At 73.2% G+C, this 22,622-nt stretch carries 19 protein-coding genes and 1 pseudogene; 12 read left to right on the top strand and 8 right to left on the bottom strand.

What is annotated here, in order from left to right:
* Positions 1-42 precede the first annotated feature (42 nt).
* Positions 43-660, bottom strand: a complete 618-nt coding sequence (locus ACSNN9_RS21255; RefSeq protein WP_436675042.1) for a DUF4126 domain-containing protein — start codon at positions 658-660, stop codon at positions 43-45.
* A gap of 71 nt (positions 661-731) precedes the next feature.
* Here ACSNN9_RS21255 and nucS point away from each other — a divergent pair, with 71 nt between their 5' ends.
* Positions 732-1,391 (top strand): endonuclease NucS, encoded by a 660-nt coding sequence (gene nucS, locus ACSNN9_RS21250; protein WP_121399575.1) that lies wholly within the window; start codon positions 732-734, stop codon positions 1,389-1,391.
* A gap of 49 nt (positions 1,392-1,440) precedes the next feature.
* Here the strand turns inward: nucS and ACSNN9_RS21245 are convergent, their stop codons facing one another.
* Both ACSNN9_RS21245 and ACSNN9_RS21240 read right to left on the bottom strand, forming a co-directional pair.
* Complete coding sequence (locus ACSNN9_RS21245) at positions 1,441-2,118, bottom strand: methyltransferase domain-containing protein (protein WP_436675041.1); 678 nt, start codon at positions 2,116-2,118, stop codon at positions 1,441-1,443.
* A gap of 68 nt (positions 2,119-2,186) precedes the next feature.
* Positions 2,187-3,683, bottom strand: coding sequence for an aldehyde dehydrogenase family protein (locus ACSNN9_RS21240; RefSeq protein WP_436675040.1), 1,497 nt, complete (start codon positions 3,681-3,683; stop codon positions 2,187-2,189).
* Between the two features lie 264 nt (positions 3,684-3,947).
* Here ACSNN9_RS21240 and ACSNN9_RS21235 point away from each other — a divergent pair, with 264 nt between their 5' ends.
* The 7 genes from ACSNN9_RS21235 (at position 3,948) to ACSNN9_RS21205 (ending at position 10,369) form a co-directional block, all read left to right on the top strand.
* Positions 3,948-4,412, top strand: a complete 465-nt coding sequence (locus tag ACSNN9_RS21235) for an FHA domain-containing protein (protein ID WP_436675039.1) — start codon at positions 3,948-3,950, stop codon at positions 4,410-4,412.
* 99 nt (positions 4,413-4,511) lie between these two features.
* Positions 4,512-5,570, top strand: coding sequence for an alpha/beta fold hydrolase (locus ACSNN9_RS21230; protein ID WP_436675038.1), 1,059 nt, complete (start codon positions 4,512-4,514; stop codon positions 5,568-5,570).
* Between the two features lie 155 nt (positions 5,571-5,725).
* Entirely contained in the window at positions 5,726-7,516 is a 1,791-nt protein-coding gene (locus ACSNN9_RS21225) for a 3-hydroxyacyl-CoA dehydrogenase family protein (protein WP_436675037.1), read from the top strand.
* A 40-nt stretch (positions 7,517-7,556) separates the two neighbouring features.
* Positions 7,557-8,051 (top strand): SigE family RNA polymerase sigma factor, encoded by a 495-nt coding sequence (locus tag ACSNN9_RS21220; protein ID WP_436675036.1) that lies wholly within the window; start codon positions 7,557-7,559, stop codon positions 8,049-8,051.
* Entirely contained in the window at positions 8,048-9,100 is a 1,053-nt protein-coding gene (locus ACSNN9_RS21215) for a hypothetical protein (protein WP_436675035.1), read from the top strand. Before ACSNN9_RS21220 ends, ACSNN9_RS21215 begins: the two co-directional genes overlap by 4 nt.
* A 66-nt stretch (positions 9,101-9,166) precedes the next feature.
* Positions 9,167-9,493 carry a hypothetical protein gene (locus tag ACSNN9_RS21210; protein ID WP_357870721.1) on the top strand — a complete coding sequence of 109 codons (327 nt, stop codon included), beginning with the start codon at positions 9,167-9,169 and terminating at the stop codon, positions 9,491-9,493.
* Positions 9,494-9,559: 66 nt separating this feature from the next.
* On the top strand, positions 9,560-10,369 hold the full coding sequence (locus ACSNN9_RS21205) for an alpha/beta hydrolase (RefSeq protein WP_436675033.1): 810 nt from the start codon (positions 9,560-9,562) through the stop codon (positions 10,367-10,369).
* 46 nt (positions 10,370-10,415) lie between these two features.
* Here the strand turns inward: ACSNN9_RS21205 and ACSNN9_RS21200 are convergent, their stop codons facing one another.
* The 5 genes and pseudogenes from ACSNN9_RS21200 to mce all read right to left on the bottom strand — a co-directional run.
* Positions 10,416-11,633 (bottom strand): AI-2E family transporter, encoded by a 1,218-nt coding sequence (locus ACSNN9_RS21200; RefSeq protein ID WP_436675031.1) that lies wholly within the window; start codon positions 11,631-11,633, stop codon positions 10,416-10,418.
* 251 nt (positions 11,634-11,884) lie between these two features.
* A complete protein-coding gene (locus ACSNN9_RS21195; RefSeq protein WP_436675029.1) occupies positions 11,885-14,086 on the bottom strand; it encodes a hypothetical protein in 2,202 nt (733 codons plus the stop codon).
* Positions 14,087-14,261: 175 nt separating this feature from the next.
* Entirely contained in the window at positions 14,262-15,512 is a 1,251-nt protein-coding gene (locus ACSNN9_RS21190; protein WP_436675028.1) for a cell division protein DivIVA, read from the bottom strand.
* A gap of 288 nt (positions 15,513-15,800) precedes the next feature.
* Entirely contained in the window at positions 15,801-17,156 is a 1,356-nt protein-coding gene (ccrA, locus tag ACSNN9_RS21185) for a crotonyl-CoA carboxylase/reductase (protein ID WP_436675027.1), read from the bottom strand.
* Positions 17,157-17,463: 307 nt separating this feature from the next.
* Positions 17,464-17,934: pseudogene (mce, locus tag ACSNN9_RS21180) on the bottom strand (methylmalonyl-CoA epimerase); the annotation flags it as partial.
* A gap of 61 nt (positions 17,935-17,995) precedes the next feature.
* On the opposite strand from mce, the gene ACSNN9_RS21175 reads away from it, so the two are divergent.
* The 4 genes from ACSNN9_RS21175 to ACSNN9_RS21160 all read left to right on the top strand — a co-directional run bounded on the left by ACSNN9_RS21175 (position 17,996) and on the right by ACSNN9_RS21160 (position 22,519).
* Positions 17,996-19,195, top strand: coding sequence for an acetyl-CoA C-acetyltransferase (locus tag ACSNN9_RS21175; RefSeq protein WP_436675026.1), 1,200 nt, complete (start codon positions 17,996-17,998; stop codon positions 19,193-19,195).
* A 102-nt stretch (positions 19,196-19,297) separates the two neighbouring features.
* A complete protein-coding gene (gene meaB / locus ACSNN9_RS21170; RefSeq protein WP_436675043.1) occupies positions 19,298-20,233 on the top strand; it encodes a methylmalonyl Co-A mutase-associated GTPase MeaB in 936 nt (311 codons plus the stop codon).
* A 75-nt stretch (positions 20,234-20,308) separates the two neighbouring features.
* Positions 20,309-20,722 (top strand): Asp23/Gls24 family envelope stress response protein, encoded by a 414-nt coding sequence (locus ACSNN9_RS21165; RefSeq protein ID WP_357870694.1) that lies wholly within the window; start codon positions 20,309-20,311, stop codon positions 20,720-20,722.
* 108 nt (positions 20,723-20,830) lie between these two features.
* Complete coding sequence (locus ACSNN9_RS21160; RefSeq protein WP_357870691.1) at positions 20,831-22,519, top strand: acyl-CoA mutase large subunit family protein; 1,689 nt, start codon at positions 20,831-20,833, stop codon at positions 22,517-22,519.
* The last annotated feature ends 103 nt before the right edge of the window (positions 22,520-22,622 follow it).

Raw genomic sequence — 22,622 nt, 5'->3', positions numbered from 1 at the left:
GCACCCCACCCGGGGTGCCGGCCAGCGGCATGTCCGGAGCGGTCAGACGCGGAAGCCGGCGGCCCGCGCCGCCTCACGCTCCCGGCGGCGGTCGGAGCGGCGGCGCCGGAACCAGAAGAGGAAGACGACCAGACCGAGCAGGAACGCCAGCACCAGCACCGGCAGGATGATCGCCACCACCGACATGACGACGCTGGTGGCGTCCTCGGCGGTGCTGGCCACCGGCGCGCCGACGCCGGCCGTGGTCGCGTTGATGACCGGTCGGGCGGCGGACTTCAGCAGGTGCACGCCGAGGGCGATCAGCACCCCGGTGACCACCGGGACCCACTGGCTGGACGAGAAGAAGCTGCCCGGGTCGCTCACCGTCACCGTCTCCGACGACGAGCCCGCGCCGAACGCCAGGCCGCCGGCGGTCGGGCGGACCACGGTCTGCACGACGTCGTTGACGTGGTCGACCACCGGGACCTTGTCGGCGACGACCTCGATGACCAGCAGCACCGCCAGGATCGCGATCACCCAGCCGTTGCTCAGCCACTGCCATCCGCCGGGCAGGTCGATCAGGCTGGTGTAGCGGGCCAGGAGGCCCATGGTGAGCAGGGGGATGTATGCGTTGAGCCCCGCCGAGGCGGCGAGACCTGTACCGGTGAGAACTTCGAGCACCGTCTCAGCATCGCACCGGCACGCCAGTGCCGCTCGGTGGCGCGGGCCGGGGTCTCGGCTACCCTCGTCGGGTGCGGTTGGTCATTGCGAAGTGCTCGGTGGACTACGTCGGACGGCTCTCGGCCCACCTGCCGCCGGCCACCCGGTTGCTCATGGTGAAGGCGGACGGGTCGGTGTCGATCCACGCCGACGACCGGGCGTACAAGCCGTTGAACTGGATGAGCCCGCCCTGCCGGTTGGAGGAGGCCCCCGGCGTCTGGCGGGTCGTCAACAAGGCGGGCGAGGAGCTGCGGATCACCCTGGAGGAGATCTTCCAGGACACCTCGTACGAGCTGGGGGTCGATCCGGGCCTGCGCAAGGACGGCGTGGAGGCGCACCTCCAGGAGTTGCTGGCGGCCAACCCGGAGACCCTCGGTGAGGGGTTCACGCTGATCCGCCGGGAGTACATGACGGCCATCGGCCCGGTGGACCTGCTCTGCCGCGACGCCGCGTCCGGCACCGTCGCCGTCGAGGTGAAGCGCCGGGGCGAGATCGACGGCGTGGAGCAGCTGACCCGGTACCTGGAACTGCTCAACCGCGACCCGCTGCTCGCCCCGGTCGCCGGGGTCTTCGCCGCGCAGGAGATCAAGCCGCAGGCCCGGGTGCTCGCCACGGACCGGGGCATCCGCTGCGTGGTCGTGAACTACGACAAGCTGCGCGGCATCGAACGCGACGAACTCACCCTTTTCTGACGGTCCGGGGGCTGTCGGGCGCGGAGGCGACTCCGACGCCCGCCGGGAGTCACCGGGGCGTGGCCGGGGGACCGTCCGCGCGGACGGCGATCAGCGACTTGGGCAGGCCGGCCACCCGCTCGACGAGGATCCGCGAGTCGGGGAAGTAGTGCCGCATCTGGGAGCGGTCCAGCAGCTCCGTCCAGAGCACCTGGTGGATGGCGGCCTCGTGGGTGCGGGTCGGCTTGTGCCCCAGCGGCCAGCGGCGGGCGAGGGCGGTGCGCAGCCGCACGGGGAGGAACTGCATCCCCGGCGCGATCCAGTGCGGCTCGATGGGGAAGTAGCGGTAGGGCGTCTGCACCCAGTGCCGGTCGCCGAGACCGCGCACGGCGTCGGCGAAGCGCAGCCGCCGCTCGTGCCCGCCGACGTGCTCCAGCACGGAGTTGGAGAAGACCAGGTCGTAGCGGCGCGCGGTGATCCGGGCCGGCAGGTCGCAGGCGTCGGCCCGGTCGATCTCCGCCCACTCCGGGACGTCCGCGGGCGGCCGCTCCAGGTTGACCACGTGCACGCGCGCCGGCCGCACGTCGGCGCGGGTCCAGGTGCCGAGCCGGCCGCCCAGGTCGATGACGTGCATCTTTTCCAGGTCGGGGAAGGTCTGGGCCAGCCAGTCGGCGCGGCGACGCCGCTGCCGGGCACTCCACGACCGGTCACTGTCGACGAGGTGGAAGCGCAATCGATGGGGGCGCATTTAACGCAATGTACCGCTCCCACCACGTTGGACACACGCGGGGGCGTTCATGATCGGTTATCCGACAGTCACCGCCCGTACATGACCTTGATGGCCTTCACGAGCCGGGCGACGTCGGCCGGGGTCCGCTCGAAGGTCGTCGAGGGCAGCAGCGACCGGGCCCGTCGCCGGGTGATGGCCTTGGCGCGGCTGAACTCGCGCAGCCCGTCCTCGCCGTGGATGCGCCCGAAGCCGGAGTCGCCGACGCCGCCGAACGGCAGCGTGGACATCCCGGCGAAGGTCAGCGCCGAGTTCACCGACGCCATGCCCGAGCGCAGCCGCCGGGCGATCGCCACCGCGTGCCGCCGGCCGAAGACCGAACCCCCCAGGCCGTACGACAGGGCGTTGGCGCGGGCGACGGCCTCGTCGGCGTCGCGGACCCGGTTGATGGTCAGGGTCGGACCGAACGTCTCCTCGCGTACGGCGGCGGAGTCCTCCGGGACGTCCACCAGCACGGTCGGCCGTACGTACGGCGGCTGCACCGCGTCGGCGCCGCCGAGCACCGCCCGGCCGCCCCGGGACAGCGCGTCGTCGATGTGCCGGCGGATAACGTCGATCTGGCTCGGCATGGTGATCGGCCCGATGTCCGCGTCGTCCGGGCCGACGGTCAACCGGCCGGCCCGCTCGACCACCTTGCCGACGAAGGCGTCGAAGACCGGCTCGACCGCGTAGACGCGCTCGATGCCGATGCACGTCTGGCCGGCGTTGGTCAGCGCGCCCCAGACGCACGCCTCGGCGGCGGCGTCCAGGTCGGCGTCGGCGTCGACGATCATCGCGTCCTTGCCGCCCGCCTCCAGCAGCACCGGCGTCAGCGACTCGGCGCAGGCCGCCATCACCTTCCGGGCGGTGGCCGAGGAGCCGGTGAAGGCCACCTTGTCCACTCCGGAGCGGCAGAGCGCCGCCCCGACGTCGCCGAGCCCGTGCACGGCGGTGAAGACCGGGCGCTCCGGCACCACCTCGGCGAACGTGTCGACCAGCCACTGCCCGACGGCGGGGGTGTACTCGCTGGGCTTGAGCACCACCGTGTTCCCCGCCGCCAGCGCGTACGCGGCGGAGCCGATCGGGGTGAAGACGGGGTAGTTCCACGGGCCGATCACGCCGACGACGCCGTACGGCTGGTATTCGAGGTGGGCGGAGAACTCGGCCAGGACGAGCCGCGAGCGGACCCGGCGGGGGCCCAGCACCCGGCGGGCGTTGCGGGCCGCCCAGTCGACGTGCTCGACGGCGGTGACGACCTCGACGATGGCGTCGGCGACCGGCTTGCCGCCCTCGGCGTGCACCAGCTCGGCGATCTCCTCGATCCGCCGGGCGAGGAGGCCGCGCCAGCGCAGCAGCCGCTCCCGGCGCCCGTCGAAGCCGAGCGCGGCCCACCACTCGCCGGCCGCGCGGGCCTGGTCGACGGCCCGTCGGACGTCCTCGGCGGTGGCGACCGGCAGGCGTCCGGCCTCCGCCCCGGTGGCCGGGCTCGTCGAGATGAGCCGACCGTCCTCGATCACGGGGGTACCCGGGGCATGCACAGCCGTCATGACGGAAGTCTAGACCCGAGGATTACTCGTCGGTAGGGCTGTGGCGGGCGGTCCCGTCCGCCGGACCGGCCGCGAGGGTGCCCGGACGGGGTGGACGCCCGTCGCCCGGACTTGTGATGATTCTTCCGCCGATGCGCGCCGAACCGCCGAACGCGAGGTGTCCGGCCGGCGGCGCGGAGGTGGCCACGCGGCGGTGGAGGGCGACTACCGTGTGATGGCAGGCTGACGCGCGGGGTGACCGTGCGGGGTGGAGGCTGATCTTCCATGGAGGAACATCCGGAACTGAGACCGTTGTTGACGGTGGCCGGTGGGGCGATGCGGGGGCTGAGCTTCCGGGTGGGCCCGCAGCGACAGGTCATCGGCCGGGCGCCGACCGCCGACATCGTCGTGCACGACGCCCACCTGAGCCGCCGGCACGCCGAGGTCTGGCTGACGGGCGAGGGGGCGGCCCTGGCGGATCTGGGCTCGACCAACGGCACCTGGCTGAACGACCGGCGGATCACCGGCGTGGAGCGGCTGGCCGACGGGGACGTGATCCGGCTCGGCCGCACCGAGTTGCGCGTCTTCGACCCGGGCGTGGCGCGGACCGACCCGGTGGGGTTCAGCTTCGGCGGTCCGCGCCGGGACCGCCGGCCGACCCTGCCGTTGCCGATCGCGGCCCCGGCCGCACCGGGCGTCGACCCGGTGCCGCCGGTGGCGGTTGCGGCGGTGCTGTCCGCCCCGTCCTGACCGGGGCCGACGGCGGACGCCGGCGCACACCTCCCGGTGGTGGAAGGTGGCGGGCCGGCCCATGGACGCGTCCGGCGTGGCCGTGGCAGCATCCGGCGGATGGAGACCGGACAGCGGCTGGTGTCAGCGAACGGAATCACCCAGGCGGTACGGGTGGCCGGGCCGCCGGACGGCGTTCCCGTACTGCTCGTCCACGGCAACTGCTCGTCGGCGGCCTTCTGGGAGCCGCTGGTGCGACGGCTGCCGGCCACCCTCCGCGTGGTCGCGCCCGACCTGCGCGGCTACGGGCTGACCGACACCGCCCCGGTCGACGCGACCCGGGGGCTGGGTGACTTCGCCGACGACGTCGCCGCGCTGCTCGACGAGCCGTCCCTCTTCGCGCCCGGCGCCCGGCCGGTGGTGGTCGGCCACTCGCTCGGCGGCGGGGTGGCCATGCGACTGCTCGTCGACCACCCCGACCGGGTGGGCGCGCTGCTGCTCGCCGCGCCGGTCTCGCCGTACGGCTACGGCGGCACCCGGGACCTGACGGGAACGCCGACCAGCCCCGACTTCGCCGGCACCGGCGGCGGCACCGCCAACCGGGACTTCGTCACGCGGCTGGCCGCCGGCGACCGGGGCATGGACAGCCAGACCAGCCCGCGCGCCGTGCTGCGGGCCACCTACGTGGCGGACCCGGCCTCGCTCGGCGACGACGAGGAACTGCTGCTGGACAGCCTCCTCTCCACCGCGACCGGCGACGACAACTACCCCGGTACGGCGGTGACCTCGGCGAACTGGCCCGGCACCGCACCGGGACGGCGTGGGGTGCTCAACGCCCTCTCCCCGGCGTACTTCCGGGTCGCCGACGAACTGGTCGCCGTGGCCGGCAAGCGGCCCGTCACCTGGATCCACGGCGACGCCGACGTGATCGTCTCGGACACCGCGATGATGGACCTGGCCCACCTGGGCTCGCTGGGCGTGCTGCCCGGCTGGCCGGGGGCGGCGGCCTGCCCGGCGCAGCCGATGGTGGGGCAGACCCGGGCGGTGCTGGAGCGGTACGCGGCGGCCGGCGGGACGTACCGCGAGGTGCTGCTGCCCGGCTGCGGGCACAGCCCGCACCTGGAGCGGCCGGCCGAGTTCGTCGCCGAGTTGCTCCGCCTGACCGACGAGGCCGGCTGATCGACGGATGCCGGGCGGTCGGGCACCGGCCGCAGCCCCGCTGGGCTCGTGAAATTTCCCACGGCGCCTCGACAACTCAACGTCACGTGGCAGACTCGCGCGCATAACCTTAATGGTCGTTCACTCGGCCGTGCGGAGTTTTGAGGAGGCTGGTCGTGGCGCGCGATTTCACCAGCGTGGGCGTTGTGGGTCTGGGCACCATGGGTGCCGGCATCGTCGAGGTATTCGCGCGTAACGGGGTCGACGTCGTCGCGGTGGAGGTCTCCGAGGACGCGCTGGAACGCGGCCGGGCCATCCTCACCGGGTCGACGGACCGGGCGGTGGCCAAGGGCAAACTCGCCGAGGCCGACCGGGACGCGCTGCTGAGCCGCGTACGGTTCGCCGTCGGGCTGGACGCGCTGCACTCGGTGGACCTCGTCATCGAGGCGGTGCCCGAGCACCTGGACCTGAAGCAGCGGATCTTCGCCCAGCTGGACCGGGTCTGCAAGCCCGAGGCGATCCTGGCCACCAACACCTCGTCGCTGAGCGTCACCGAGATCTCCGTCGCCACCAGCCGGCCCAACCAGGTGATCGGCATCCACTTCTTCAACCCGGCCCCGGTGATGAAGCTCGTCGAGGTGGTCCGGACGGTGGTCACCTCCACCGACGTGGTGGCCGACGTGGAGGCGCTCTGCAAGCGGCTCGGCAAGGTCGACGTCACCATCAGCGACCGGGCCGGCTTCATCGCCAACGCGCTGCTCTTCGGCTACCTCAACCACGCCGTCGGGATGTTCGAGGCGCACTACGCCACCCGCGAGGACATCGACGCGGCCATGAAGCTCGGCTGCGGCCTGCCGATGGGCCCGCTGGCGCTGATGGACCTGATCGGCCTGGACACCGCGTACGAGATCCTCGACACCATGTACCGGCGCGGCGGGCGGGACCGCCGGCACGCCCCGGTGCCGCTGATCAAGCAGATGGTCACCGCCGGGCTCCTCGGGCGCAAGTCCGGCCGGGGCTTCTACACCTACGAGCGACCGGGCTCCCCGGTCGTCGTACCCGACGAGCAGACGCCGGTGGCGACGGAGGCCGCGCTCGCCGACGGCGACCGTGCCCTCGCGAAGGTCGGCGTCGTCGGCTCCGGGACGATGGCCACCGGCATCATCGAGGTCTTCGCGAAGGCCGGCTACGAGGTCGTCTCGGTGACCCGGGGCGCGGAGAAGTCCGCCAAGGTCTTCGAGGCGGTCAAGACCTCGCTCAACAAGGGCGTGGTGCGCGGCAAGCTCAGCGAGGCCGACCGGGACGCCGCACTCGGCCGGATCAACTGGTCGGCCACCCTGGACCACCTCGCCGACGTCGACCTCGTCGTCGAGGCCGTGGTCGAGGAGCTGAGCGTCAAGAAGGCCCTCTTCGCCAGCCTCGACGAGATCTGCAAGCCGGGCGTCGTGCTCGCCACCACCACCTCCTCGCTGCCGGTGATCGACGTCGCGATGGCCACCCAGCGGCCCGCCGACGTGGTCGGGCTGCACTTCTTCAACCCGGCGCCGCTCATGCCGCTGGTCGAGATCGTGGAGACCATCCGCACCTCGGCGGAGACCACCGCCACCGCCCGCGCGGTCTGCGCCGCGCTGGGCAAGACGGGCGTGGTCTGCGGTGACCGGTCCGGCTTCATCGTCAACGCGCTGCTCTTCCCGTACCTCAACGACGCGGTGAAGATGCTGGAGGCGAGCTACTCCACCGCCGACGACATCGACCACGCGATGAAGCTGGGCTGCGGCTACCCGATGGGCCCGTTCGAGCTGCTCGACGTGGTCGGCCTGGACGTCTCGCTGGCCATCCAGCGGGAGCTCTACCTGGAGCTGCGCGAGCCGGGCTTCGCGCCCGCGCCGCTGCTGGAGCACCTGGTCACGGCCGGCTACCTGGGCCGCAAGAGCGGCCGTGGCTTCCGCGACCACACCCGTCGCTGACGGGGTCAACGCCGCGGCCCGGTGACGGCGTCTGGGTGGTGTGACCTTCGAGGAGTACGTCAGCAGCCGAGGCCCCGCCCTGGTACGGCTGGCCCGGCTGCTGACGGGCGACGAGCACCGGGCCGAGGACCTCACCCAGGACGTCCTGGCTCGCGCGTACGTGCACTGGCGGAGGATCGCCAGGGTGGACCGGCCGGACGTGTACGTGCGCCGGATGCTGGTCAACGCCAACAACTCCTGGTGGCGCCGGCGCACGAACCGGGAACTGGCCACGGCCGACTTCGCGGAACGGCCGCAGCGCGGCGACCTCGGCGGCGAGACGGCCGACCGGGACGCCATGTGGCGGCTCATCCTCGGGCTGCCGGACCGCCAGCGGGCGGTGCTCGTGCTGCGCTACTACGAGGACCTCGACGACGCGACGATCGCCCAGATCCTCGGCTGCTCGCCGGTCACCGTCCGCACCCATGCCATGCGGGCGCTCACCCACCTTCGGGAGCGCTGCGGCGTCCCGACGACCAACGGGAGCCGACCATGACCGACCTCGACGAGCGGATCGTACGGACGCTGCGGGAACGCGCCGAGGGCACGGTCGACACGGATCGGCTCACCGCGTGGGCGGTGGCCCGGGGGCGTGCCCGTCGCAGACGCCGCCGGATCGGCGCGGGCAGCGCGCTGGGGGTCGTGGCCCTGCTCGGGTTCGCCGCCGCCGGCGCTCTCGGGCCGGTGCCCGGACCACGGTGGCCGGGCGCCGGGCCGGCGGTCACCGCCGCCGCACCGGCACCGGTGCACGGGGTGCCCGGCGCCGCCGCCCGGCCCGACCTGGTCGGCAGCGACCCGCACCTGCTGCACTTCACCGTCGACCCGGCTCGGGCCCGCTGGCTCACCTGGCAGTCCGTCGCCGGGGCGGAAGGCGCCCGCCTCGACTTCGGCGGTGGCCGACAGGTCGCGTTCGACCTCGCCCGGACCGCCGCCGCGGTCGAGGAGCTGCGCCACGATGGGATGACCTATCCGGACGCACCGGCGGGCGCCGACGCCTTCGACGGTCAGGTGCGACGGGTGCCCTCGCCCGGGCCCGGCGCGCAGTCCGGGTGGTTCCTGCGCTGGCAGCCGGTCCCCGGGCTCTACGCCCGGGTGTACACCGTGGCCGACGACGACTCGGTGCTGCGTACAGCGCGGTCGGCGCTGCGACTCGACGCGGTGCACCGGTGCGCGTCCCCGCTGCGGCTGGGCGTGCTGCCGCCCGACGCCTGGCTCGCCGGCTGTGAGGTGAACGCGATCGGCTTCCCGGACTCACTCGACGTCCTGCTGCGTGTCAACCGACCCGGAGAGCGCTGGATGCAGGTGCGGTTCGAGTACTACAGCGAGATGGCCGGCAGCCGCGCCGAGGGAAATCGGACGATCGGCGGCCGGGCGGCCTACCTCTACCCGAAGGGCGACCAACTGGAGCTGCTCGGCTTCCCGAAGGCGCACCTGACGGCCCGGTTCGGTTGGCCGAGTCACGGCTTCACCGAGGCGGACGCGGCCGTCGTGCTGGGTGGTGCGCAGGTGGCCGCCGACCCCGCCCACCCGGGGACCTGGGACTGACCGGCGGGCGGGGCCGGGTCGCCCGCCCGGGGTCGGCCCGGCCGCCGGGCCGTACGCTTGGCAAGCGTGAGCCCTCGTCGCAACCGACCCCGCCGCGATGACGCCGCGCACCTCGACTCCGACCGGGTCCGCCAGGGCGTCGCCTCGGTGCAGCAGTGGCGCGACGGCGACTGGCAGGTACGCGGGATCAGCGGCGGCGCCTCCACCAAGACGTACCGCTGCCCGGGCTGTGACCAGGAGATCCGGCCCGGGGTGGCGCACCTGGTGGCGTGGCCGGCGGACGGGCGGGGCGACCTCACCGACCGGCGGCACTGGCACAGCGGGTGCTGGCGGGCCCGGGACCGGCGCGGGCCGGCCGTCCAGCGCGGCCGTGGTGCTCCCCGGTACGGCTGAGCGATCTGGATCACGCTGTTTCCGCCCCGCCCGGCGGTTCCCGGCCGCACCCGCGAGACTGGACGGGTGAGCACACCGATTCGCGCGTCCTCCATCCTGCCCGGGCACCGCGAGGACATCGAGCTGCACACCGCGGACGGTCTGCGGCTGGTCGGCGAGCTGGCCCGGCCGCTGGACCGTGAGCCGGTGGGCACCCTCGTCTGCCTGCACCCGCTGCCGACGCACGGCGGGATGATGGACAGCCACGTGCTCCGCAAGGCGGCGTGGCGGCTGCCGGCCCTGGCCGACCTGGCGGTGCTGCGCTTCAACACCCGGGGGACCAGCAGCCTGCGCGGCACCAGCGAGGGGGCCTTCGACAACGCGGTCGGCGAGCGCTTCGACGTCGCCGCCGCCATCGAGTACGCCGAGTTCCACGAGCTGCCGCAGATCTGGCTGCTCGGCTGGTCGTTCGGCACCGACCTGATCCTGAAGTACGGCTGCGACCCGGCGGTCACCGGCGCGATCCTGCTCTCCCCGCCGCTGCGCTACTCCACCCCGGCGGACCTCGACCAGTGGGCCGCGTCCGGCAAGCCCCTGACCGCGGTGGTGCCCGAGTTCGACGACCACGTGCGCCCCGACGAGGCGCGGGAGCGCTTCGCGGCGGTGCCGCGGGCCGAGGTGATCGGGGTGCCCGGCGCGAAGCACCTCTGGGTCGGCGACGCCGAGACCGTGCTGGACGAGGTGGTCCGCCGGGTCAACCCGGCCGCCGCCGTGCCGCTGCCGACCACCTGGGACGGCCCCATGGAGGCCGGCGACGTCAGCGCGTACGCCGACCGCACGGTGGCCTCCTTCGCGGACCGCCCGGTGCCGGGTCCGTCCGCCGGCCAGGCCGGCTGATCCGCGCTCCGCCGGCCGCGCCCCGTCGCCGACCGGCCGGCCGGGGTCAGCGGGAGTCCTGCCGGGGCAGGACCACCTCCCGCAGGATGAGCTGGAGCGCGGCCACCGCCGGGATCGCGATCAGCGCGCCCACCACCCCCAGCAGGGAGACCCCGAGCAGGGCGGCCACCAGGGCGGCGACCTCGTTGACCGACACCGACCGGCGCATGATCTTGGGATAGATCAGGTAGTTCTCGACCTGCTGGTAGATCAGGAAGAACACCGCGCAGGCGATGCCGACCGGCAGGTCCGTGGCGAACCCGACCAGGCTGACGATCACCGCGCCCAGGGTCGCGCCGATCTGCGGGATCAGGTCCGTCACCGCGACCACCACGGCCAGCGCGAACGGGTACGGCAGCCCGACGATCAGCGCGAAGACGTACGTGGATGCCCCGGCCAGCACCGCGATGCTGAGCGCGCCGACCATGTACGCGCCCACCTTCGTCAGGATCTCGTCCCCGATCAGCCGCACCCGTTCCCGGCGGGAGCGGGGCACCAGCGAGTAGCCGAGGTCGCGGAGCCGGTCGAAGTAGGCCAGGAAGTAGATGGTCAGCACCAGCACGGTCAGCCCCCGGAAGACCGTGCCGAAGACCAGCTGGGCGCCGCCGAGCACCCCGCCGAGGGCCTGACCGACCGTGTCGGCGTTCGCGGCGCTCTGCACCCGCTCCATCAGGTCGTACCGCTCCACCAGGTCGTTGACCGTCTCGTTGCGGCGCAACGCCTCCAGGTAGCTCGGCAGCTGGTCGATGAACTGCCCGGTCTGCGTCACGACCGGCGGCACCAGGGCGAGCACCCCACCGCAGAGGAGCAGCACGACCGCCAGCACGACCACCGCCACGGCGGCCCCGTGCGGCAGCCCCCAGGACCGCAACCGGACCACCGCGGGATGCAGGCCGATGGCGAGGAAGAGCGCGATGAGCACCAGGACCAGGATGCCGGCCGCGTTGCGCAGGCCCAGAAAGAGGGCGTACGCGAGCAGCACCCCGGCCGCGCCGGTGAAGCCGACCAGGAAGCTGCTGCGCTTCAGGGGCAGCCCCGGCGTGCCGAACCGGCTCGACCCGTTCGCCGCCGGCTCGCCCTCGGCCGGGGTGTCCGCCGTGTCGGTCGCCCGGCCGGCGTGTGCGGGCGCGGTGGCGTGCTCCGGCTTCCGGCTCCGGTCGCCCGGTGCCGGGGCGTGGCCGGGATCCCGGCCGCCGCTCGACGCCGTCGGTCCGTCGTCTGCCATCGGACCTCCCTGGATCGACTCCCGCCGGCCGGCCCGACCACGGTGCACGTCGGCGAATCCCACCGGGAGCGTACGCCGCAGGCCCGGCCGGCCGTGCCACCCGGCCCGGCCACCGTCACCCCTGCCCGCACCCTCTGGGTGCGGGCAGGACCGAGGTCCTGGGATCCTGGTACGGGGACAGCCCTTCGAGGGCCGATTCCGCCAGGATCCGCCCAATGACCCGGGTCGTCGGGCGGTGGAGCGGTCCGGGGTCAGTCCTTCTCGACGACGACCTTGCTCGGCTTGGCGCTGCGCTCGTCGGTGGTCGGCTTCGCCGGGCGCTTGCCGTTCTCGCCGGTGCTGGTGATCTTCGTCGGGGTGGCGCCCCGGCCTCCCTCGCCGGGCACCGCCGCCACGGTCGGCTCCCCGTCCACGCCGGCGCTGGCCGTGTCCCCGTCGACGGTGGTCACGGTGGCCTTGCCGGTGGCCGGCTGCCCGGCGTCGGCCGGCTCGATCCGGCCCTTGGCCGGCTGCCCGGCGTCCTCCGGCTCCACCTTGCCGGCGGCGGGCTTTCCGCCGGAGGGTGCCGCGGCCGCCGCGGAGCCCGTCGCCGCGCCCGCACCGGCCGGGGTCTTGTCCGCACCCGACTTCTCCGCCGTGCCCGCGCCCGTGCCCGTCGTGCCCGCGCCCGTGCCCGTCGTGCCCGTGCCCGCCGGGGCCTCGTCCGCGTCGGGACGGGGCCTGCCGCCGTTCGCCGTGGCCGGCGTCGGCTTGCCGCCCGCCACCACCGCGGCGGCGGCGCCGTCCGTCCCGCCCGGCCGGTCGGTCGCGGTGAGCAGGCCCAACCGCAGCTCCGCCACCTGTCGCTGGAGCTCGTCGGACTCCTGCCGGGACTTCCAGGTCTCCTGCCGCAGGTCGGCCAGCTGCTGCTGGGCCTGGGCGATCTCCAACATCACCTGGGCGAGCTGCTGACGACCGGCGGCGGCCTCCTGCTGCGTGGCGGCGAGGTGCTGCTGGGTGGTGGCCAGGTGCTGCTGCGTCGTGGCCGCGTACTCCTCGAACTGCCGGCGCGACGTCGCCACGTGCTCGTCGGCCTTGCGACGCTTGTCGGCCGCCTCGGTCTCGGCCCGGCTGAGCAGCGCCGCGGCCTCCTCCTCGGCCTGCCGGCGCATCGTCAGCGCGTCCTGCTCGGCGGCCTGGCGGACGGCGGCGGCGCTCTGCTCGATCTCGTTCTTCCGGGCGGTGTACTCCGCCTCCAGCGTGGCGCGGCGCGCCGCGAATCCGGACTCCAGTTCGTCGTGCCGGCTCGTGTGCTGCTTCTCCAGCTCGGCGAGGCGGGTCTTGTACTGCTTCTCCAGCTCGGCGCGGCGCTCGGTGAGCTCCTGCTCGGCCGCCGTGCGGCGCTCGGTCAGCTCGCGGTCCGCGGCCTCGCGCCGGCTGTTGACCTCCTGCTCCACCCCGGCCCGCCAGGCGCCCAGCTCCTGCTGCGTCTGGGACCGGGCGTGCTGCACGTACGCCTCGGTCTCGGTGCGCATCCGCTGCACGTACGCCTCGGTCTCGGCGCGGTTGCGCTTGGCCGTCTCGGCCGCCTGGGTGGTGAGCCGCTCCGCCTCCTGGCGGGCCTTCTCCCGGGTGGCCCGGCCGGCGTCGGCGGCGTCGTCGATGATCTGCTTGGCGTCCCGCTGCGCCTTGGCGTGGGTGGCCCGGCCCGCCTCGGTGGCCTGGTCGACCAGGCGCTTGGATTCCTGCTGCGCCTTGGCGTGCATCTCCTTGGCGGCCTCGCGCAGCTGGGTGGACTCCTGCTGGGCCTTGGCGTGCACCTCCTTGGCGGCCTCGCGCAGCTTGGTCGCCTCCTGCTGGGCCCGGTGGTGGATCTCCTTGGCCGTGTCCCGCAGCTGGGTGGCCTCCTGCTGGGCCTTCGCCAGCGCCTCCTGGGCGGCCTTGCGGAGCCGGGCGGCCTCTTCCTTGGCCGTCCTGACGGTGGCGTCCGCCTCCGCCATGCGGGCCGCGGTGTGCCGCTCCTCCTCCGTCCGGCGGGCGGCCAGCGCGATCTCGAAGTCCTTGAGGGCGGTGGCGGCCTGCTCGCGGGCCTCCTCGACGATGTGCTCGGCGGCGGCGCGACGCGCCTCGATCTCCTCGTTGGCGGAAGCCAGGATCGCGTCGGCCTGCTCCTCGGCGAGCGTGAGGATCTGCTCCACCCGCGGGCCGAGGTGCCGGTAGGAGACGTTCTCGAGCGCCCCGGACGACTTGCGCGCCTGGGCGAGGTCCCGCTGGAGCACCTCGACCTGGCCGGCCAGCTTGTGGATCTGTGTGTAGGCCTGTTCCCGCTCGGCCGCCAGGGCCGCGATCTCGTGCTCCGCGCGAGCGACGTACCGGTCGACCTGTCGTTTCTCGTACCCCCGCAGAGCGGACTCGAAGCTGGGCTCCGTCGTCACGTCCCCGCCGAGAGCGAACAGTTCCTCGCCGTGCGACATGCCCCCATCCTCACACGCGACCAGTCCGGCTGGGGCGATACGGACGCCCCGGATAGGACCTACTTCACTGCCGACACGCCCGGGCAATTCGCCAGGCGGACAAACGCGTACGGCGCGGGGCGCACCGGTCACCCGGTGTCACCCCGCGCCGCTGATCATGCCCCGGTCGGGTGGGTCAGTTGGACGTCTCCGCGGTCACCCGCTCGTCTGCGCCGTCGGCCTTCTTCGCCTCCGGCTTGGCCTGCGCGGCCGGCACGCCCGGCACGATGCCGGCGAGGCCGGAGAGCATCTGGCCGAGCTGCGAGGTGACGGCGTCCTTCTGCCGGGTGAGGTCCTCGACCTCGCGGCGGGCCGCCTGCGTGGTCAGTTCGGCCTCGGTGCGCGCCTCGGTGAGCAGGCGGTTGGCCTCGGCCTTCGCCTCGGTGAGCGTCTTGTCGGCCAGCGCCTTGGCCTTGTCGACGGTCTCGTTGGCGGTGCGCTCCGACTCGACCCGGCGGGCCTCGGCGCGCTGCTCGATCTCCTTGGCCCGCTCCTGCGCGGCGTGGGCCCGCTGCTCGGCCTCGCCGACCAGCTTCTGGGTCTGGGCGACCTGCGCGGCGTGCCGCTCGGACTCCTCGCGCTCGGCCTTCTCCCGGCGCTCGGCGAGCTGGAGCTCCAGGGCCTGGAGGTCCTTGTCGCGCTTGTCGCGGGCGTCGGTGAGCAGCTTGGTCGCCTCGGCGCGCTTCTCCTCGGCCTCGCGGGCGGCCTTCGCCCGCTGCTGGGTGATCTCCCGCTCGGCGGTGGCCCGCAGGGTGGCGACCTCACGCTCGACGGTGGACTTCAGCTCGGCGACCTCGTGGGCGGTGACCGTGCGCAGCTGCTTGGTCTCCCGGTCGGCGTCGGCGCGCAGCGTGTCGGCCTCACGCCGGGCCTGGACGCGGACCTCGGCGGCCTCGCGCTCGGCGGCGGTGCGGACGCTGCCCGCCTCGCGCTCGGCGTTGGCCTTCATGGCCGCCGCCTCGGCGCGCGCCTTGTCGGTGATCTCGCGCGCCTCGAGGCGGGCGGCGGAGAGGATGCCCTCGGATTCCCGCTTGGCCTCGTTGCGGTGGTCGTTGGCCTGCTCCTCGGCCAGCCGGAGGATCTGCTCGACGCGGGTGCCGAGGCCGGAGAGGGTGGGCCGGCTGTTCTCCTCGAGCTGCTTGTTGGTGTCGGCGAGCTTCTGCTCCAGCGCGCTCATGCGCTGCTCGGCCTGGCGGAGCCGGCGCTGGGCGTCGTTCATCCGCTGCTCGGCCTCGGCGCGGGCCTGCTCGGACTGGGTCAGCGCGGCCGTCATCCGGCCGATGAAGTCATCGACCTGGTGGGTGTTGTAGCCGCGCAGGCCAACGGTGAAATCGGGCTGCGAGTTCGCGTTATCGAAGAACGCAAGAGGGGAGGACTGCTGGGGCATTGGGACATACTCGCAGACCCCCCAGGGTGCTTCGCAAGAGCGGTGCCGAGCTTTCGTGTCCTCTTTACATGGTCAACTACAGGTCCGCGGATCGCCGGACAGATCGCCGATCTTGGCAGGTCCCGGGCGGGTCGGACGGCACGGAGAGTGACATCGGAAAAGGGCCGCGGGAGCACCCCGCGGCCCTTTGTCGCGTCATGGCGCGGGTCACTCGAATGAGCGTCCGGCGCCCCGGCGGAAAGGCAATCGCCGTTCACCGCAATGGTCGACGGCGCCTCATCCGCAGGGTCAGTGGCCGCGGAACCGGTTGATCGCATCCTCGTGCCGGGAGCGCAGCTCGCGGTCGCGTACGCCGAGGCCGTCCGACGGGGCGAGGCAGCGGACGCCGACCTTGCCCTGGTGCGCGTTGCGGTGCACCTCGTACGCGGCCTGGCCGGTCTGCTCCAGCGGGTAGGTCCGCGACACGGTCGGGTGGATCCTGCCCAACGCCACCAGCCGGTTGGCCTCCCACGCCTCACGGTAGTTGGCGAAGTGGCTGCCGACGATGCGCTTGAGGTGCATCCAGAGGTAGCGGTTGTCGTACTGGTGCTGGAAGCCGCTGGTGGAGGCGCAGGTGACGATGGTGCCGCCGCGCTTGGCCACGTAGACGCTCGCGCCGAAGGTCTCCCGGCCCGGGTGCTCGAAGACGATGTCCGGGTCCTCGCCGCCGGTCAGCTCCCGGATCCGCTCGCCGAAGCGCCGCCACTCGTCCTGGTCCTGGGTCTGCTCGTCCTTCCAGAACCGGAATCCCTCGGCGGCCCGGTCGATGACCAGCTCGGCGCCCATCTTCCGGCACAGCTCCGCCTTGTCCGGCGAGGAGACCACGCAGACCGGGATCGCCCCGCCGTTGAGCGCCATCTGGGTGGCGTAGCCGCCCAGGCCGCCGGAGGCGCCCCAGATCAGCACCACGTCGCCCTGCTTCATGTTCGCCCCGTGGTGCGACACCAGCTGCCGGTACGCGGTCGAGTTGACCAGCCCGGGGCTGGCCGCCTCCTCCCAGCTCAGGTGGCGCGGCTTGGGCATCAGCTGGTTGGCCTTGACCACGCACAGCTCGGCCAGGCCGCCGAAGTTGGTCTCGAAGCCCCAGATCCGCTGCTGCGGATCGAGCATGGTGTCGTCGTGCCCGGCCGCGTCCTCCAGTTCCACCGAGAGGCAGTGGGCGACGACCTCGTCGCCGGCGGACCACCGGGTCACGCCGGGCCCGGTGCGCAGCACCACGCCGGCCGCGTCCGAGCCCACCACGTGGTACGGCAGGTCGTGGCGGCGGGTCAGCTCCGACAGCCGGCCGTAGCGCTGGAGGAACTTGAAGGTCGACAGCGGCTCGAAGATGCTGGTCCAGACCGTGTTGTAGTTGATCGCGCTGGCCATGACCGCGACCAGCGCCTCGCCCGGTCCCAGCTGCGGCGTCGGCACCTCCTGCACGTGCAGCGCCTTGCGCGGGTCCTTGTCCCGGGTGGCCAGGCCGTCGAACATCCGGGTCTCTTCGGCGCGTACCACCACGCCGCGGTACGTCTCCGGTACCGGCAGGCCGGCGATCCCGGCGAGTTCCCGCTCCGGTTGGTCGGATCCCTCCGCCGCCATGATCGCTTCGAGGATGTCCTGCACGTCGACCTCCCGTTCGTCCGCACCCCGCCCACGCGGGCCCGGGTGCTGCCATCGTCGGCGTCGGTGCGCCCCGCCCGCCATGTCGGCGTCCGACACATCCGGGACCGGCCGCGCTCCTGTGGGGCGGGACGTTACTGAACGGTAGGTTGAGCCGGAAGTGCTCTGTGAAAAACTGCATTGGCCGATGCGTGGAGGTGTCCGGGCGGCCGTCGGACCACGCAGCGGCGCGCTCGGCGGGCGGAGTGCCCGCCCGCCCCCGCGCCGGGATGACCACCGGGGTGATCTCGTCGGCGAAGTGACCGTTCTTGTGCGCGGCGGCGGGCTCGACGAGCTCGACCAGCACCCCGCCGGCGTCCTTCGGGTGTACGAAGTTGACCCGCGAGTTGGCGGTGCCGCGCTTCGGGGTGTCGTAGAGCAGCTTCACGCCCCGCTCGCGCAGCTTCGCGCAGGCGGCGTCGATGTCCGCCACCGTGTACGCCACCTGCTGCACGCCCGGGCCCTTCTTGTCGAGGAACTTGGCGATGGTCGACTCCGGGGTCAGTGGGGCGAGCAGTTGCACGCAACCGCCCTCGGCGTCCGGGCCGACGGCCAGCATCGCCTCGCGGACGCCCTGCTCGGCGTTCACCTCGGTGTGCACGCAGCGCATCCCGAAGGTGCGCTGGTAGAAGTCGATCGCGGCGTCCAGGTCGGCGACGGCGACCCCGACGTGGTCGATGCGGCGCAGGCCGATGTCTGTGACATAGTCGGCAGCGGTCTCGACGGGGGAGTTCTCAGCCATGGCGCTAGTCTGACCGAACAATCGTTAAGGCGTACAGGTCGGCACCCCCTCGGAGGCAGGCATGGCTTCGGTGATCGTCAGCGGCGCGCGGACCCCGATGGGGCGCCTGCTGGGCAACCTCAAGGACCTCCCCGCGACCAGGCTCGGCGGTGTCGCGATCAAAGCGGCGCTCGAGCGGGCCGGCGTCGCCCCCGAGCAGGTCCAGTACGTGATCATGGGACAGGTGCTCCAGGCCGGCGCCGGGCAGATCCCGGCCCGCCAGGCGGCGGTCGAGGCCGGCATCCCGATGTCCGTGCCGGCGCTGACCGTCAACAAGGTCTGCCTCTCCGGCCTGGACGCGATCGCCCTGGCCGACCAGCTGATCCGCGCGGGCGAGTTCGACATCGTCGTCGCCGGCGGCATGGAGTCCATGACCAACGCCCCCCACCTGCTGCTCGGCCAGCGCGGCGGCTACAAGTACGGCGACGTGGTGGTCAAGGACCACATGGCGCTCGACGGGCTCACCGACGCCTGGGACAGCTGCGCGATGGGGGAGTCCACCGAGCGGCACAACGCACGGCACGGCATCACCCGCGAGGAGCAGGACGCGTTCGCCGCGGCCAGCCACCAGCGGGCCGCCGCCGCGCAGAAGAACGGTCACTTCGCCGACGAGATCACCCCGGTGGTCATCCCGCAGCGCAAGGGCGACCCCCTGGTGATCAGCGAGGACGAGGGCATCCGCCCGGACACCACCGTCGAGTCGCTGGCGAAGCTGCGCCCGGCGTTCGCCAAGGACGGCACGATCACCGCCGGCAGCTCCTCGCCGATCTCCGACGGCGCCGCCGCGGTGGTCGTCATGAGCAAGGCCAAGGCCAAGGAGCTGGGGCTGACCTGGCTGGCCGAGATCGGCGCGCACGGCAACGTCGCGGGCCCGGACAACTCCCTGCACTCGCAGCCGTCCAACGCGATCCAGCACGCGCTCAAGAAGGGCGGGCTGGGCATCGAGGACCTGGACCTCATCGAGATCAACGAGGCGTTCGCCCAGGTCGGCATCCAGTCCACCCGTGACCTCGGGATCAGCCCCGACAAGGTCAACGTCAACGGCGGGGCGATCGCGCTGGGCCACCCGATCGGCATGTCCGGCGCCCGGCTGGTGCTCACCCTCGCGCTGGAGCTCAAGCGCCGGGGCGGCGGCACGGGCGCGGCGGCGCTCTGCGGCGGCGGCGGCCAGGGCGACGCCCTGATCATCCACGTCCCGGCCCCCGGCGAGAGCGGTCACTGACCGCGGTCCGGCCGATCCCGTAGAGGCAGCACAGTGAGCGAGATCGTCGACGACGTCCCGGCGGCGGGCGCACCCCCGGTGCGCCGCAGCCGGGACGTGCCGATGCTGGTCGAGCGGGCCCGCGCGGGCGATCCGCGCGCGGTGGCCCGGCTGATCACCCTGGTCGAGTCGGGCGACGCGACGCTGCCGCGGATCGCGGCGGCGCTCGCGCCGTACGCCGGTCAGGCCCAGGTCGTCGGGTTGACCGGCTCGCCCGGGGTGGGCAAGTCGACCACCACCAACGAGCTGGTCCGGGCGCTGCGCGCCCGCGGTCACCGGGTGGGCGTGCTGGCCATCGACCCGTCCAGCCCGTTCACGGGCGGGGCCATCCTCGGCGACCGGGTCCGGATGCAGGACCACGCCACCGATCCGGGCGTCTACATCCGGTCGATGTCCAGCCGGGGCCACCTCGGCGGGTTGTCGGCGGCCACGCCGCAGGCGGTGCGGGTGCTGGAGGGCGCCGGCTGCGACGTGGTGCTGGTGGAGACGGTGGGCGTCGGGCAGGCCGAGGTGGAGGTCGCCTCGCTGGCCGACACCACGCTGGTGCTGCTGGCCCCGGGCATGGGTGACGCGATCCAGGCGGTCAAGGCCGGCATCCTGGAGATCGCCGACGTGTTCGTGGTCAACAAGGCCGACCGGGACGGCGCCGACGCCACGGTGCGCGACATCCAGGGCATGATCGCCCTGGGCGAGCGCGGGCCGGGCGAGTGGCGGCCGCAGGTGGTGCGCGCGATCGCCGCCCGGGGCGAGGGGATCGACGACATCGCCGCCGCCATCGACAAGCACCGTGGCTGGCTGGTCAAGCACGGCGAGCTGCGCCGCCGCCAGGAGGCGCGGGCCGCCGCCGAGATCGAGGCGATCGCGCTGGGCGTGCTCCGCGCCCGGATCGGTTCCCTGCGCGACGGTACGGAGCTGCCGGCGCTCGCCGCGAAGGTGGCCGAGGGCGCCCTCGACCCGTACGCGGCGGCCGACGAACTGCTCGCCCAGCTCGGCTCCTGAGGGCTCCTGCGAACTAGTACGCTCGCACCGCCGCACGGTCGGCGTGGGGCGGTGCGCGGCGGAGTGGGGGAGACGATGGGCGACGAGGCGACGCAGGAGCTGTCGGTGACGCCGGGCGCGGCGGCGGGCGGGACGACGCTCGTCTCCGACGAGGTGGTGGAGAAGATCGCGGTCGCCGCCGCGCGGTCGGTGCCCGGGGTGGTCGAGCTGGGCGGGGACGTGGCCCGGTTCTTCAACGCGGTGCTCGACAAGGTCGGGCTCGACCAGGTCGGCGACGCCCGGCGCGGCTGCTCGGCGCACGTCACGAACGGCGCGGCGGTGGTGAACCTGGTCATCGTGATCGAGGCCGGTCACGCGGTGCCGCAGGTGACCGCCGAGGTCCGGGCGCAGGTCGCCGGGGCGGTCGAGGCGTACGGGCTGCGGGTCGACGAGGTCAACATCAGGGTCGACGACGTGGCCCTGGGCGGTCCCGCCGCCCCCGTCGCCTGAGGCGCCCGGCCGCCCAGGTTACCTGCGGGTACGAACTTACTTAGCGATCGTTCAGGTCTGGGCTCTACACTCGCAGTGCAGTCGAGGACTCGAGGAGGAGCCCTGCGGATGAACGCCGACGAGATCGCTGCCGGACGGGCACGCTGGCAGGCCCGCTACGACGCCGCGCGCAAGCGGGACGCCGACTTCACCACGCTCTCCGGGATGCCCGTCGACCCGGTCTACGGGCCGCCGGAGGGAGTCGCCTACCCGGGCTTCGAGCGGATCGGCTGGCCGGGCGAGTACCCGTACACCCGGGGCCTCTACCCGACCGGCTACCGCGGGCGGACCTGGACGATCCGGCAGTTCGCCGGCTTCGGCAACGCCCAGCAGACCAACGAGCGCTACAAGATGATCCTGGGCGCCGGCGGCGGGGGCCTCTCCGTCGCGTTCGACATGCCCACGCTGATGGGCCGGGACTCCGACGACCCGCAGGCGCTCGGCGAGGTGGGCCACTGCGGCGTCGCCATCGACACCGCCGCCGACATGGAGGCGCTCTTCGACGGCATCGACCTGGCCGGGGTCACCACGTCGATGACGATCTCCGGGCCGGCCGTGCCGGTGTTCTGCATGTACCTGGTGGCCGCCGAGCGGCAGGGCGCCGACCCGTCCAAGCTGGACGGGACCTTGCAGACGGACATCTTCAAGGAGTACATCGCGCAGAAGGAGTGGCTCTTCGACCCGGAGCCGCACCTGCGCCTGATCGGCGACCTGATGGAGTACTGCGCCCGGGAGATCCCGCGCTACAAGCCGCTCTCGGTCTCCGGCTACCACATCCGCGAGGCCGGCTCGACCGCCGCGCAGGAGCTGGCGTACACCCTCGCCGACGGCTTCGGCTACGTCGAGCTGGGGCTCTCCCGGGGGCTGGACGTCAACGTCTTCGCGCCGGGCCTGAGCTTCTTCTTCGACTCGCACGTCGACTTCTTCGAGGAGATCGCCAAGTTCCGGGCCGCCCGCCGGATCTGGGCCCGCTGGCTGCGCGACGTCTACGGCGCGACCAGCGAGAAGGCGCTCTGGCTGCGGTTCCACACGCAGACCGCCGGGGTGTCGCTGACCGCCCAGCAGCCGGTCAACAACGTGGTGCGCACCGCCGTGGAGGCGCTCGCGGCGGTGCTCGGCGGCACCAACTCGCTGCACACCAACGCGCTGGACGAGACCCTGGCGCTGCCCACCGACGAGTCGGCCGAGATCGCCCTGCGTACCCAGCAGGTGCTGATGGAGGAGACCGGGGTGACCAACGTGGCGGACCCGCTGGGCGGGTCCTGGTACGTCGAGGCGCTCACCGACAAGATCGAGGCCGAGGCGGAGGAGATCTTCGCCCGGATCCGGCAGCTCGGTGGCGAGGGCCCGCACCGGATCGGCCCGATGACCTCCGGCATCCTGCGCGGCATCGAGGACGGCTGGTTCACCGGCCACATCGCCGAGTCCGCCTTCGTCTACCAGCAGGCGCTGGAGAAGGGCGACAAGAGGATCGTCGGGGTCAACTGCCACACCGGCACCGTCGCCAAGGACCTGGAGATCCTGCGCATCTCGCACGAGGTGGAGCTGGAGCAGCGGCGGGTGCTGGCCGAGCGGAAGGCCGGCCGCGACGAGGCAGCCGTCAAGGCCGCGATCGAGCGGATGGTCGCCGTCGGCCGGACCGACGGCAACATGATCCCGGCCATGCTGGACGCCGTACGCGCGGAGGCCACCCTCGGCGAGATCTGCGACGCCCTGCGCGCCGAGTGGGGCGTCTACCGCGAGCCCGCCCGCTTCTGACCCCGTTCCCCACCTCCCCTCCGCACCCGCGGTCCTGCATCTTCGTGCCCCGGCGAACGCCACGTACCGGGAGCCGGGGGCGCAGGATCGCGCGGTGCCGGGC

Origin of the sequence: Micromonospora sp. URMC 107 (genome assembly GCF_051386315.1) — a bacterium.
Classification (GTDB): Bacteria; Actinomycetota; Actinomycetes; order Mycobacteriales; family Micromonosporaceae; genus Micromonospora.
This window is presented reverse-complemented; position numbering and strand designations above follow the sequence as displayed.